This window comes from Streptomyces sp. NPDC042371 (assembly GCF_056437465.1).
Genome location: NZ_JBWKAP010000003.1, coordinates 319,702 through 333,064, shown reverse-complemented (window position 1 = coordinate 333,064; position 13,363 = coordinate 319,702). Strand labels below are relative to the sequence as shown.

10 protein-coding genes are annotated in these 13,363 nt (G+C 71.7%); 6 read left to right on the top strand and 4 right to left on the bottom strand.

Annotated elements, in window-relative coordinates; genetic code table 11:
* The first annotated feature begins 88 nt into the window (after positions 1-88).
* On the top strand, positions 89-1,393 hold the full coding sequence (locus AC068B_RS11040; RefSeq protein WP_478670664.1) for a flavin-containing monooxygenase: 1,305 nt from the start codon (positions 89-91) through the stop codon (positions 1,391-1,393).
* A gap of 69 nt (positions 1,394-1,462) precedes the next feature.
* Here the strand turns inward: AC068B_RS11040 and acnA are convergent, their stop codons facing one another.
* The gene (acnA, locus tag AC068B_RS11035) at positions 1,463-4,177 is read right to left on the bottom strand and encodes an aconitate hydratase AcnA (RefSeq protein WP_478670661.1); all 2,715 of its coding nucleotides are present in this window, start codon (positions 4,175-4,177) and stop codon (positions 1,463-1,465) included.
* 238 nt (positions 4,178-4,415) lie between these two features.
* Here acnA and AC068B_RS11030 point away from each other — a divergent pair, with 238 nt between their 5' ends.
* The gene (locus AC068B_RS11030; RefSeq protein ID WP_478670660.1) at positions 4,416-4,952 is read left to right on the top strand and encodes a GNAT family N-acetyltransferase; all 537 of its coding nucleotides are present in this window, start codon (positions 4,416-4,418) and stop codon (positions 4,950-4,952) included.
* A gap of 19 nt (positions 4,953-4,971) precedes the next feature.
* On the opposite strand, the gene AC068B_RS11025 is transcribed toward AC068B_RS11030, so the two are convergent.
* The gene (locus AC068B_RS11025) at positions 4,972-5,778 is read right to left on the bottom strand and encodes a class I SAM-dependent methyltransferase (RefSeq protein ID WP_478670659.1); all 807 of its coding nucleotides are present in this window, start codon (positions 5,776-5,778) and stop codon (positions 4,972-4,974) included.
* 75 nt (positions 5,779-5,853) lie between these two features.
* On the opposite strand from AC068B_RS11025, the gene AC068B_RS11020 reads away from it, so the two are divergent.
* Complete coding sequence (locus tag AC068B_RS11020) at positions 5,854-6,450, top strand: TetR/AcrR family transcriptional regulator (protein WP_478670656.1); 597 nt, start codon at positions 5,854-5,856, stop codon at positions 6,448-6,450.
* On the opposite strand, the gene AC068B_RS11015 is transcribed toward AC068B_RS11020, so the two are convergent.
* Positions 6,418-7,338 (bottom strand): sigma-70 family RNA polymerase sigma factor, encoded by a 921-nt coding sequence (locus tag AC068B_RS11015; RefSeq protein ID WP_478670655.1) that lies wholly within the window; start codon positions 7,336-7,338, stop codon positions 6,418-6,420. The two genes, AC068B_RS11020 and AC068B_RS11015, sit on opposite strands and share 33 nt — an antisense overlap.
* A gap of 124 nt (positions 7,339-7,462) precedes the next feature.
* On the opposite strand from AC068B_RS11015, the gene AC068B_RS11010 reads away from it, so the two are divergent.
* Positions 7,463-8,590: an oxidoreductase gene (locus AC068B_RS11010; RefSeq protein WP_478670654.1), complete on the top strand. Its 1,128-nt coding sequence runs from the start codon at positions 7,463-7,465 to the stop codon at positions 8,588-8,590.
* Here AC068B_RS11010 and AC068B_RS11005 read toward each other — a convergent pair.
* Entirely contained in the window at positions 8,563-9,576 is a 1,014-nt protein-coding gene (locus tag AC068B_RS11005) for a LacI family DNA-binding transcriptional regulator (protein ID WP_478670651.1), read from the bottom strand. The genes AC068B_RS11010 and AC068B_RS11005 overlap by 28 nt on opposite strands.
* Positions 9,577-9,867: 291 nt before the next feature.
* On the opposite strand from AC068B_RS11005, the gene AC068B_RS11000 reads away from it, so the two are divergent.
* Both AC068B_RS11000 and AC068B_RS10995 read left to right on the top strand, forming a co-directional pair.
* A complete protein-coding gene (locus tag AC068B_RS11000) occupies positions 9,868-11,694 on the top strand; it encodes an amidohydrolase (RefSeq protein ID WP_478670650.1) in 1,827 nt (608 codons plus the stop codon).
* 109 nt (positions 11,695-11,803) lie between these two features.
* A complete protein-coding gene (locus tag AC068B_RS10995) occupies positions 11,804-13,333 on the top strand; it encodes a helix-turn-helix domain-containing protein (RefSeq protein WP_478670649.1) in 1,530 nt (509 codons plus the stop codon).
* Positions 13,334-13,363 lie beyond the last annotated feature (30 nt).

The window sequence follows — 13,363 nt, the reverse complement described above, 5'->3', positions numbered from 1 at the left end:
TGACATCAAGTCGACTTGAGGAGGCAAGGTCTTACTTAGGTAAACCTAAGTAGCCGTGTTCTCGCGGCGGAGGCAGAGGGGATTTGTCGTGGCAGCAGTCGAGTACGTGGAGACCGTCGTCGTCGGCGCCGGGCAGCAGGGGTGCGGCGCGGCCGGGGCCCTGAAGGAGCTCGGGCGCGAGGCGCTCGTCCTTGAGCGGGGAGAGATCGGGCAGGCCTGGGCGCACGAGCGGTGGGACAGCCTGCTGGTCGGGAGCGGCAACCGGTCGGTCCGCTTCCCCGGCAAGGAGTACGACGGCGACGACCCCGACGGGTTCATGTCGGGGCCCGAACTGGCCGGGCGCCTGCGCCGCTATGTACAGGAGCGGGGGCTGCGGGTGCGCGAGCACACGTCCGTCCGGGAGGTCGAGTGCCTGCCGGACGCCTCGGACCACGACGAGGTGAGGTTCAGGACGCACCTGTCCGCCGGAGGCACCGTCGAGTCCCGCAACCTGGTCATGGCGGTGGGCGGCTACGCCGCGCCCCGCACTCCCGCCCTCGCCGCCGATGTCGCCCCGTCCGTCCACCAGTTGCACTCCCGCGACTACCGCAATCCCGCGGCCCTGCCGGACGGCGCGGTCCTCGTGGTCGGCGCGGGCATCAGCGGCCAGCAGATCGCGCACGAGCTGGCGGGCGCGGGGCGGCGCACCTTCCTCGCGGTCGGGCGGCACCGCGCCTGGCCGCGCCAGTACCGCGGCCGCGGCCTCCTCGAATGGCTGTCGGCGCTCTCCCTGTACGACGACTTCGGGACCGTGGGCGGCGACGGCGACGGCTGCGTACTGCCCGGCCTGCCGGTGACCGCCGTGCGGGACAAGCGCGAGGACCTCAACGTCGGCACCCTGGCCGCGCAGGGCGTCACCCTGGTCGGCTCCGTGCGGGCGGCCGACGGCGGCACGCTCCTCCTCAAGGACAACGTCGTCGCCGTCGCCGAGGAGTCCGCCCGCTCCTTCCGGCACGCCGTCGACATGATCGACACCCGCATCCGGCGACGGGGCTTCGTGGCGCCGGAGCAGAAGCCCGCCCCCGAGGTCCCCATGGAGCACGTCGCGGACTTCGGTGAGCAGCTCGACCTGGCGCACCACGGCATCACGACGATCGTCTGGTGCACCGGATTCGGCCCCGACTACCGCATCCTGCCGCGCCACGTGCTCGACGCGAACGGGGCGCCGCTCCACGAGAACGGCCGCCTCGGCCCGCTCCCCGGCCTGTACTACGCCGGGCTCCCGGACGGGAACTACGTGGTCCCGGTGGGGATCTCGGCGAACGTGGAGAACGGCCGGGCCCTCGCCCGTCTGATCCACGTCGACCACGTCATGCGCTCGGACCCGTCGGCGTCACTGATCACGACGAACTGAGAACGCGGCGAGGGCCGCACCCCCGGGACATGCCCGGGGGTGCGGCCCTCAACTGCCGTACCAGACCGCTTACTTGCGGATCAGGTTGCGCAGCACGTACTGCATGATGCCGCCGTTGCGGTAGTAGTCCGCCTCGCCGGGGGTGTCGATGCGGACGACCGCGTCGAACTCCACACCGGTGTCGGTGGTGACCTTCACCGTGCGGGGGGTCGTGCCGTTGTTCAGCTCGGTGACGCCCTCGAAGGAGAAGGTCTCCTCGCCGGTCAGGCCGAGGGAGTCGGCGTTCTGGCCCTCCGGGTACTGGAGCGGCAGGACGCCCATGCCGATGAGGTTCGAGCGGTGGATGCGCTCGTACGACTCGGTGATGACGGCCTTGACGCCGAGGAGCGCGGTGCCCTTGGCGGCCCAGTCGCGGGACGAGCCGGAGCCGTACTCCTTGCCGCCCAGGATGACGAGCGGGGTGCCCTGCTCGATGTAGTTGCGCGAGGCGTCGTAGATGAACGACACCGGTCCTTCGGCCTGCGTGAAGTCGCGGGTGAAGCCGCCCTCGGTGCCCGGCGCGAGCTGGTTGCGCAGGCGGATGTTCGCGAACGTGCCGCGAATCATGACCTCGTGGTTGCCGCGGCGCGAGCCGTACGAGTTGAAGTCGCGGCGCTGCACGCCGTGCTCCGTCAGGTACTTGCCGGCCGGGGTGTCGGCCTTGATCGCACCGGCGGGCGAGATGTGGTCGGTGGTGACCGAGTCGCCCAGCTTGGCGAGGACGCGGGCGCCCGTGATGTCCTCGACGGGGGACGGCTCGTGCGCCATGCCCTCGAAGTAAGGGGGCTTGCGGACGTAGGTCGACTCGGCGTCCCACTCGAAGGTGTTGCCGGTCGGGATCGACAGCGCCTGCCACTGGGCGTCGCCCGCGAAGACGTCGGAGTAGGACTTGTTGAACATGTCCTCGCCGATGGAGTTGGCGACGACGTCGTTGACCTCGGCCTCGGTGGGCCAGATGTCCTTGAGGAAGACCGGGTTGCCGTCCTGGTCGGCGCCCAGGGCCTCGGTCGTGATGTCGACCTTCATCGAGCCCGCGATGGCGTACGCGACGACCAGCGGCGGGGACGCGAGGTAGTTCATCTTGACGTCGGGGTTGATGCGGCCCTCGAAGTTCCGGTTACCGGAGAGGACGGACGTCACGGCCAGGTCGTGGTCGTTGACGGCCTTCGAGACCTCCTCGGGCAGCGGGCCCGAGTTGCCGATGCAGGTGGTGCAGCCGTAGCCGACGAGGTTGAAGCCGACCTTGTCGAGGTAGGGGGTGAGCCCCGCCTTGTCGAAGTAGTCGGTGACGACCTTGGAGCCCGGGGCGAGAGTGGTCTTGACCCACGGCTTGCGGGTCAGGCCCTTCTCGACGGCCTTCTTCGCGACGAGCGCGGCGGCGACCATCACGTACGGGTTCGACGTGTTGGTGCAGGAGGTGATGGCCGCGACCGTCACCGCACCGTGGTCGATCTCGTAGGTCGAGCCGTCGGGGGCCGTGACCGTGGTCGGGTTCGACGGGACACCGTTGGTGGTGGCCGGGGCGTCGGAGGCCGGGAAGGACTCCTCGCCCGCCTCGTCGGCGGTGGCGACGTAGTTGCGCACGTCGAGCGCGAACTGCTGCGAGGCGTTGGCGAGGACGATGCGGTCCTGCGGACGCTTCGGACCGGCGATCGACGGAACGACCGTGGAGAGGTCGAGCTCCAGCTTCTCGGAGAAGTCGGGCTCGGCGGCCGGGTCGAGCCAGAGGCCCTGCTCCTTGGCGTACGCCTCGACGAGCGCGACCTGCTGCTCGGAGCGGCCGGTCAGCTTCAGGTAGTTCAGCGTCTCGCCGTCGATCGGGAAGATCGCGGCGGTGGAGCCGAACTCCGGCGACATGTTGCCGATGGTGGCGCGGTTCGCGAGGGAGGTGGCGGCGACGCCCTCACCGTAGAACTCGACGAACTTGCCGACGACGCCGTGCTTGCGCAGCATCTCGGTGATGGTGAGCACGAGGTCCGTGGCGGTGGTGCCCGGCTTCAGCTCACCGGTCAGCTTGAAGCCGACGACGCGCGGGATGAGCATGGAGACCGGCTGGCCCAGCATCGCGGCCTCGGCCTCGATGCCGCCGACGCCCCAGCCCAGGACGCCCAGGCCGTTGACCATCGTGGTGTGCGAGTCGGTGCCGACGAGGGTGTCGGGGTAGGCCTGGCCGCCTCGGACCATGACCGTGCGCGCCAGGTGCTCGATGTTGACCTGGTGGACGATGCCGGTGCCCGGGGGGACGACCTTGAAGTCGTCGAAGGCGGTCTGGCCCCAGCGCAGGAACTGGTAGCGCTCCTTGTTGCGGCCGTACTCCAGCTCGACGTTCTGGCCGAAGGCGTCGGACGTACCGAACTTGTCGGCGATGACGGAGTGGTCGATGACCAGCTCGGCCGGGGAGAGCGGGTTGACCTTGTCCGCGTCGCCGCCGAGCTCCTTGACGGCCTCACGCATGGTGGCGAGGTCGACGACACAGGGCACGCCGGTGAAGTCCTGCATGATCACGCGAGCCGGCGTGAACTGGATCTCCTGCGAGGGCTGGGCCTGCGAGTCCCAGGCGCCGATCGCACGGATGTGGTCGGCGGTGATGTTCGCGCCGTCCTCGGTACGGAGCAGGTTCTCCAGCAGCACCTTCAGGCTGTAGGGAAGGCGTGCGGAGCCCTCGACCTTGTCCAGCTTGAAGATCTCGTACGACTCGTCGCCCACGCGCAGCGTGCTGCGGGCGTCGAAGCTGTTCGCCGACACGACAGTCTCCTTCAGATTTTTTCGCGCGTTCCGTACATCCTGCCGCCACGATTCCTCGTCGGTCCGCTAAGGTAAGGCTTAGTTAGGTAACCCTTACCGAGTGGCGGCTTCTGGTGCGCCTCGGCAGATATCTCGATGTCGAGATAACTCTAGTACATGACCCGCGCGTACGACGAGGCGCGCCCTCGGTGTCCGCTGTCTCTTGGCCAGTGCTGGGCGGAGAGATCATCATGTGGGAATGCCTGACAACCGATCCTCTGCGACAGCGACCGTGGTGCGGCTCTCCGAGTACACGAGGGCGGACCAGGAGGAGATCCTCGGCAACGGCGACGATCCTTTCGGTGTCGCCTCGACCGGTCTGACCTGGCGGCCGAAGGAGGAACACTTCGGCATCAGACACGAAGACCGGCTCGTGGCCCACACCGGCCTGCTGCGACTGCCTGTCGCGATCGGCGGCACCGAGACAGAGGTGGTGGGCGTCGGCGGGGTCGCCGTCGCACCCGGCATGCAAGGCCAGGGCCTGGCTCGGCTCGTCGTCACGGCGGCCCTGGAGCACGCCCGCACAATGGGCCCCCAGTACGCACTCCTGTTCTGCCGACCTCCCCTTGTGCCGCTCTACCAGCGCCTGGGATGGCACCCGCTCGACATGGACGTACTCGTCGAACAACCTGAAGCCCGCCTGGTGACCATGCCCCTGCGGACCATGGTGACGCCCCTGCACGAGGACGCCCGCTGGCCCTCGGGGCAGGTGCGACTGCTCTCGCTCCCCATGTGACGGGGGGCGGTGGCGCCGCTCACCGTCCGGCACGCTCCGCGGCGAGCGCCACCGTCACGTATCGCATGGTGAAGCTGCCGCCCTGTGCGTCGACGGCCGCGCCGACGGCTTCGAGGATCCGGGCGACCGCTTCCCGCGGGAGGCGGGTGAGGATGCCCTGGGTCGGCAGCTGGTCCAGCCACGCGTCGCGCGTGTAGGTCGTCTTCCAGTCGAAATCCCACTCCTCGGGCGCGGCGAACGCGCCCGCCGCGCGGATTCCTTCGGCCGCCTTCGCGAGCAGCGGCCCGTGGCCGTCCCTGGCCTGCTCCGGCGTGACGCGGACCGTGACCGGCGAGTCGGGGGCCACCTGCTCATAGGCGTCGGCGAAGGCCTCCCCGATCGCGGGCGGCGGCTCGGGCACGTTCCAGAAGGTGACGAGGCGGCCGCCGGGGCGCAGCACCCGCGCCGCCTTGGCAGCTCCCGCGACCGGGTCGACCCAGTGCCAGGCCTGCCCTGCGACCACCACGTCGAACTCCCGGCCCGCCGGGTCCCACTCCTCGAACGTCGCGACCTCCGCCGTGACCCCGAGCCGCCGGGCCCGGTCCGCCATCCGCCCGTCCGGCTCGACCCCGAGCACGGAACACCCCGCCTTCAGGAACTGCCTGGCCACGATGCCGGTGCCGCAGCCGACATCGAGGACGTCGGCCCCCGGGGCGGCCTCGACGACGCGTTCGACGAGGGCGTCGGGATAGCGGGGCCTGGCCCGGTCGTAGCGCTCGGCGTCCACGCCGAAGGATTCGGCCATCCGGCGGTGCATGTGCGGCTCGTGCTCAGGGATAGTGGGCATGCGCCCACTTTGAGTGGGCGCGCGCCCACTCGTCAACGGGGCGGACGGTAACGGCAAGGGAAAGGCGGGACCCACGTGCCTACAGGGGTGGCCATCCGCGATGTGCGCGAGCAGTTGTTCGCCGCCGCCGAACGCATCCTGATCCGGGCCGGGCCGAACGCGCTGACCAGCCGCGCGGTCACCACGGAGGCGGGCTGCGCCAAGGGGGTCCTGCACCGGCACTTCGCCGACTTCGACGTGTTCCTGGCCGAACTGGTGCGCGACCGCATCGCCGGGGTCGAGGCGCGGGGCGCGGCGCTGCGGGGAGGCGCGGGGACGGGCAGCGTCGTCGGGAACGTAACCACCGCGCTGACGGACCTGTTCGGGCCGGTCGCGCTGGGCGTCCTCGGCCTGGTCACCGCCCGGGACGGCCTGCGGGCGCAGCTGCGCGGGACCACCCCTGTCGGCATCCCCCTCCTGACAGAGGCCGGTGCCGTCGTCGCCGCGTATCTGACGGCGGAGCGCGACCTCGGGCGCCTCGCCGCGGACTCCGACGTGGACACGCTGGCGTTCACCCTGATCGGCACCGGCCATCTGCTCTTCGCAGGCCGGGAGGTGACCGGGGAGGCCGGTGAGGCGGCCGTCAGGAAGGTCGTGGCCTCAGTGGTCGGCGGGGCCCTGCGGGAGCAGTGACAGGTCCAGCTCGCGCAGTCGGCTCTCGTCCGCGATCACCTCGTACGACGCCACCCGGTCGCCCTCGACCGTGATGACGAGCGCGAGGAGCAGGCGGCCGCGGGGTGCGACGAGCAGGCCCGGTGCGCCGTTGATGAGTGCGGGCTCCGCGACGCGGGCGTTGCGCCGCAGGAGCACCGTCTCCTCCGCCACGGCCCGTGCGCCGCGGATCTCCGCCGCCCGGACGCCGGAAAGCGCGCCGAGATCGGCCCTGCGCACGACGTCGGGGGCCAGGACGGCGAGCAGCGCTTCGAGGTCGCCGTTGCGGGACGCGGTGAGGAAGGCTTCGACGACGTGCCGGTGGTGGGCGAGCCCGGGGGCGGTGGGGGCGGGTGGCCCCTGGACCTTGTGGCGGGCGCGGCTCGCCAGCTTCTTCGTGGCCACCGGGGTGCGCTCCACGATGGGGGCGATGTCCGCGAACGGCACGGCGAACAGGTCGTGCAGCACGAACGCGACGCGCTCGGCGGGGCCCAGCCTGTCGAGGACCACGAGCAGCGCGCGGCCCACCGATTCGGCGAGCAGCGCCTCCTCCTCGGGGTCGGCGGCGCGGGTGCCCGCATCGCCGGTGCCGTCGGGCAGCCGGTCGCCCACCGCCTCCTCGTGGCGGAACGCGGCGGACCGCAGCATGTCCAGGCAGAGGCGGGAGACGACCGTGCGCAGCCAGCCCGCGAGGTTCTCGATGCCGTCGTCGCCGGTCCTGCTGAGCCGCAGCCAGGTCTCCTGGACCGCGTCGTCGGCGTCGGCCAGCGAGCCGAGCATGCGGTGGGCCACCGCGCGCAGGTGTCCCCGGTGCGCCTCGAAGCGTGAGGCGAGCAGTTCCCGCCCGGCCTCGGCCTCTTGCCCGTCCACCGGTCACCTCTTCCCTTCGCGCCCCGTCACCTGGGTGTCGTACGCGGTTCGTGCCCTGCGCGGCCGAGCCGCCGTGACCTTATCCCGACACCCAAGCCCTCTCCGGGCGCCCAGGAGATCCACCATGCCCACGCACCTGTCCACGCCCCTGCCCGCCCCCCTGCCGACCGTCCTCTCCCAGCCCTTGTTGCAAGGGCTCGACCTGGGCGGTCTGCGTCTGCCCAACCGTGTGGTGATGGCGCCGACCACCCGGGCCCGCGCCACCAACAGCGCCCTTGCGCCGACCGAGTTGCACGCCGTGCACTACGGCCAGCGGGCGGGCGCCGGTCTGATCGTCACCGAGGGCACCTGGGTGAGCGAGCGCGCGATCGGGTTCATCGACGTCCCCGGTGTCTACAGCGAGGAGCAGGTCGCGGGGTGGCGCCGGGTCACCGACGTCGTGCACGCGCTCGGCGGCCGGATCGTGCAGCAGTTGTGGCACACCGGCGCCGCCTCGCACCCCGACCACCTGGGCGGCGAGACGCCGTTCGGGCCCTCCGCGGTCAATCCACGGGAGAGGTCGTTCACGGAGCAGGGGTTCAAGGAGACCGTCACGCCGCGCGAGATGACGCTCGCGGACGTGGAGAGGACCGTCGAGGAGTTCCGTACCGCTTCGTACAACGCACGCCGTGCGGGCTTCGACGGCGTCGAGATCGGTGCTCTCGGCGTGTTCCTCCTGGCCCAGTTCCTCAATCCGAGGCTCAACCGCCGCACCGACGCCTACGGCGGTGACCGGGCGAGGCGGCGACGGCTGCTGCTCGACGTCGTCGGCGCGGCCTCGGACGCCTGGCCGGGGCGGGGTGTGGGGGTGCGGCTCTCGCCCTACTGGGACGGCGGGTTCTTCACCCCCGACGCGTCGACGCTCGCCGACTTCGACGAGCTGGTGACCGCGCTGAACGACCGTCCCGTGCACTATCTGCACCTGCGCGGCCCGGACCTCGCGGCCGGTGACGCCCCGGACCTCGGGGTGTTCGCCCGCTACCGTCGGCGCTTCGCGGGACCGGTGATCGTGAACAACGGCTTCGGCCAGGACTCCGCCAACGCCGCCGTGGCCGCGGACGTCGCCGACGCCGTGTCGTTCGCCACGCACTTCGTCGCCAACCCGGACCTGGTCAGCCGGTTCGCGCTGGGCCGGGAGCTGGCCGCCGGGGACCCCGCCACGTACTACCGGGGCGGCGCCGAGGGCTACGTCGACCAGCCCGCCGCGGGCTGACCGCCGGACGAGGCACGGACCACCAGGCCCGCCGGTACGACGACCGGTCCTGGGGCCGCCGCGCCGCCGCCCTCGATCAGGTCGACGAGGACGGCCACGGCGGCCCGTGCGGCCCGCTCGGGGGCGAGGGTCACCGTCGTCACGGGCGGTTCGGTCGCCGCGTAGGCGGGGTCCTCGCTCGCGCAGACCACGCGCAGGTCGGCGGGGACGCGCAGGCCGTGCCGGGCCGCGGCGGCCAGGAGCTGGCGGCCGCCGGGGTCGTACGCGGCGTAGACGGCGTCGACGCGGGCCTCGCCCCCCAGCAGGGCGTCGAACGCGTGTCCCTGGTCGTCGTCCGGGTCGAAGGGCACGACCAGCGGGGCCGCGCCGCGCTCCCCGCACCACTGCTCGTACGCCGCCGTCACCGCGCGGGCGTAGTGCTCGTCGCCGTTGCCGGACTGCAGGGCGATGTGGCGGGCACCGGCGGCCGCGAGGTGGTCGAGCACCTCGCGGGTGGCCCTCTCGTGGTCGTTGTCGACCCAGTGGTCGCCGGGGCGCGGGTCGCCGGGGACGCCGTCGAAGACGAGCGGGATGCCGCGGGCGCGCAGGGCGCGGACCATCGGGTCGCCGCGCGGGCTGTCCATGATCAGCATGCCGTCGACGGCGAGGCTGTGCCAGGAGTCGTCGGCGGCGCGGTCGGCGGGGAGGGTGATGAGGGCGTAGCCGCGGGCGTGGGCGGCGGAGGTGGCCGCGGTGACGGCGCGGGAGAAGTAGGCGATCTCCGTGTAGTTCCAGGCGGCGGGGAACGTGGTGACCGCGACGCCGAGCGTGCGGGTGCGGGGCGGCCCCGGCGTGCCGTAGCCGAGGCGGGTCGCCGTCTCGCGGACCCGGCGGCGGGTGGCTTCGCCGACCCTGCCGGTGCCGTTGAGGGCGTGCGAGACCGTCGCCGTCGAGACCTCCGCGGCGCGGGCTATGTCGGCGAGAGTCGGCCCTGGCACGCGGCACATCGTACGGAATCCGTCGCCGGGGGCGGGTTCTGGTTAACGGATTACTCGTCGATGGTTCCACCCACTCGTTCCGTTGCCGCTACGCGTTGGAGTGTGGTCGTGTCCGAACCCGTCGTGCCCGAACCCGTCGTGTCTCAGCCTGTCGTGTCCCCGTCGGTCGGGTCTCAGCCTGTGGTGTCCCCGTCCGTCGGGTCTCGGCCTGTCGCCTCTCTGCCCTCTCCTCCCCCGCCTCCCCCACTCTCCCGGCGCGGTCTCCTCGCCGCGGCGGGAGCCGCGGGGGCCGCGGGCGCCGTGGGGATCGTCGCCTCGGCCGGGCCCGCCGCCGCCGCGGCGAGGAGACCACGCCGGTCCGCCGCCCTCGTCGTGCACAACGCCCGTGTCTTCACCGGCACTTCGAGCCGTGCCCGGCACGAGGCCGTGGCCGTCGGGCGGGACGGGCGGATCCTCGCCGTCGGCACGGACGCCGCCGTGAAGCGCTTCGTGGGACGGGACACCGACGTCGTGGACGCGCGGGGCGGCACCGTCATGAGCGGTATCCACGACGGGCACGCCCACCCGATGGACGCCGCGAGCCGTTCGCTGCGGCCCTCGCTCGCGGGGGCCGAGCAGACCGTCGAGGAGCTGCAGAAGACGCTGACCGGGTTTCTCAAAGACTCCGCCGACCAGGAGCCCGACGGGTGGCTCGTCGTGGAGGACTGGAACCCGGTCGGGCTGCTGCCGCGCGGCACCGCCCCGCACCACTCGATGCTCGACTCCCTGCCGACCCGCCGCCCGATCGCCCTGCGCGGCGGCGACGGCCACAACCTGTGGGCCAACCAGCGCGCCCTGGGCATCGCGAAGATCACCGCGTCGACCCCCGACCCGGTCGGCGGCAAGATCGTCAAGGGTGCGGACGGCAAGCCGACCGGTGTGCTCAAGGACGACGCCCAGCCGCTCGTCTCCCGGCACATCCCCGAGCCCGACGAGACCCAACTGGCGGATGCCGCCGCGAAGACCCTCGCCGAGGCCGCCGCGTCCGGCATCACCACCTTCATGGAAGCCGTCGTCGGGCGCGGCGAGCTGGAGCTCTATCGGCGCCTCGCCGAGTCGGACCGCCTCCCGCAGCGCATCGTGCCCGCGCTGCGCGTCGAGACCGACCTGACGAAGGATCCGGCCGCCGCGCTCGCGTACGCGAACGAACTGCGCGCGGACTTCAAGGGCGTACGCGGACTGCGCTTCGGGACCATCAAGGTCTTCCTCGACGGCGTCATCGAGTACCCCGCGCAGACCGCCGCGCTCCTCAAGCCCTACCTCGACAAGGACGGCAAGCCCACCGACCACCGCGGCGACCTCTATGTGTCGTCGGCGGACTACGGACGGCTGAGCGCCGCCTTCAACGCCGAGGGCTGGCAGATGCACGCGCACGCCATCGGCGACCGCGCCGTGCGCACGTCCCTGGACGGGTACGCGTACGCCCTGCGGAAGACCGGCCGCCGTGATCTCCGCAACACCACGGCCCACCTCCAACTGGTGGATCCGGCCGACCTCCCCCGGTTCGCCGCGCTCGGCGTCGTCGCCTGCATGCAGCTCCAGTGGGCCGCCCGCAACACCTGGACCATGGACGCCCTGCTGCCCTACATCGGCGCCGGGCGCCACCGATGGCTGTACCCGGCGCGCAGTCTCCAGAAGCGGCGCGCGGCGCTCGCGGGTGGCTCGGACTGGCCGGTCGACCCTCTGCAGGTCTGGAACCAGATCCGCACCGCGATCGACCGCGAGGGCATGGAGGGAGGCGGCGACCTGTACCGCGCGGAGGAAGGCCTCAGCCGTACGTCTTCCCTGCTCATGCACACCCTGGGCACCGCGCGTCAACTCCGCTCGGAGCACCTCACCGGCACCGTCGAGAGGGGAAAAGCAGCCGATCTCGTGCTGCTCGACCGCGATGTGACGCGGTGTCCGGTGGCCGATATCAGCTCTTCCGAGGTGCGCCTGACGCTCGTCGGGGGCACAGTGGTGCACGACGCGGAGTCGTCGGCAGGACGCGCGGCCGCCGCCCGAGTGACGCGGGCGGCGGCGGGGCCCCGGCCCACGGCGTACGCGTCGGTGCACGGTGGTCGGCATGCCTCGTGCGGCTGCGGCTGAGCCTCCGGGCACCGAACTCGCGCGCGAGGAAAGGCCCCCCGGACGGCCGATCCCCATCTGGCCTACCCCAGCGCGTACGCCATCTCATATCTGAGATAACCTGCGACGCATGGCAGACGACTACCTCGTACGCATCGGCAAGCTCATCCGTGACGCCCGGCAGCACCGGGGCTGGACACAGACGCAGCTCGCCGAGGCGCTCAGCACCAGCCAGAGCGCCGTGAACCGCATCGAGCGCGGCAACCAGAACATCAGCCTTGAGATGATCGCCCGGATCGGCGAGGCTCTCGACAGTGAAATCGTCTCGCTCGGGTACGCGGGCCCCATGCATCTGCGAGTTGTCGGCGGCCGTCGGCTCTCCGGCGCCATCGACGTCAAGACGAGCAAGAACGCGTGCGTGGCGCTGCTCTGTGCGTCCCTCCTGAACAAGGGCCGCACGGTGCTGCGCCGCGTCGCCCGCATCGAGGAGGTCTACCGCCTCCTTGAGGTGCTCAACTCCATCGGGGTGCGCACCCGTTGGATCAACGACGGCGTCGACCTGGAGATCGTGCCGCCCGCCAAGCTGGACATGGACGCCATCGACGCGGATGCGGCCCGCCGCACCCGCTCGATCATCATGTTCCTCGGCCCGCTCCTGCACCGCTTGGACCACTTCAAGCTGCCGTACGCGGGCGGCTGTGACCTGGGCACCCGCACGATCGAGCCACACATGATCGCGCTGCGCCGGTTCGGCCTGGACATCGCGGCGACCGAGGGGCTGTACCACGCCACGGTGGCACGCGACATCGCCCCCGACCGCCCCATCGTCCTCACCGAGCGCGGGGACACCGTCACCGAGAACGCGCTGCTGGCCGCGGCGCGCAGCGCGGGCACGACGGTCATCCGCAACGCCTCGTCGAACTACATGGTCCAGGACCTGTGCTTCTTCCTGGAGGCGCTCGGCGTCGAGGTCGAGGGCATCGGCACGACCACCCTGACCGTGCACGGCGTCCCCACCATCGACGTCGACGTCGACTACTCCCCCTCCGAGGACCCGGTCGAGGCGATGAGCCTGCTGGCCGCCGCCGTCGTCACGGAGTCGGAGCTGACGGTGCGCCGGGTGCCGATCGAGTTCCTGGAGATCGAGCTCGCGGTCCTGGAGGAGATGGGGCTCGACCACGACCGCACCGCGGAGTACCCCGCGGACAACGGCCGTACGCGCCTGATCGACCTCACCGTGCGCCCCTCCAAGCTGGAGGCGCCGATCGACAAGATCCACCCGATGCCGTTCCCGGGCCTGAACATCGACAACGTCCCGTTCTTCGCGGCCATCGCGGCGGCGGCACAGGGCAAGACACTGATCCACGACTGGGTCTACGACAACCGGGCGATCTACCTCACGGACCTCAACCGCCTCGGCGGCCGTCTGCAGCTCCTCGACCCGCACCGGGTGCTCGTCGAGGGCCCGACCCGCTGGCGCGCCGCCGAGATGATGTGCCCGCCCGCGCTGCGCCCCGCCGTGGTCGTGCTGCTCGCGATGATGGCGGCCGAGGGCACGTCCGTACTCCGGAACGTGTACGTGATCAACCGCGGATACGAGGAGCTGGCGGAGCGCCTGAACTCGGTGGGCGCGCAGATCGAGACGTTCCGGGACATCTGAGGGTGACGGCGCGCCGTCGGACCCGGGCGG

What these genes read in the sequence shown, in the direction of transcription:
- AC068B_RS10995 (WP_478670649.1), top strand. Translation starts at nt 11,804, where the DNA reads ATGGCAGACGACTACCTCGTACGCATCGGCAAGCTCATCCGTGACGCC.
- AC068B_RS11010 (WP_478670654.1), top strand. Translation starts at nt 7,463, where the DNA reads ATGCCCACGCACCTGTCCACGCCCCTGCCCGCCCCCCTGCCGACCGTC.
- AC068B_RS11025 (WP_478670659.1), bottom strand. Translation starts at nt 5,778, where the DNA reads ATGCCCACTATCCCTGAGCACGAGCCGCACATGCACCGCCGGATGGCC.
- AC068B_RS11005 (WP_478670651.1), bottom strand. Translation starts at nt 9,576, where the DNA reads ATGTGCCGCGTGCCAGGGCCGACTCTCGCCGACATAGCCCGCGCCGCG.
- AC068B_RS11030 (WP_478670660.1), top strand. Translation starts at nt 4,416, where the DNA reads ATGCCTGACAACCGATCCTCTGCGACAGCGACCGTGGTGCGGCTCTCC.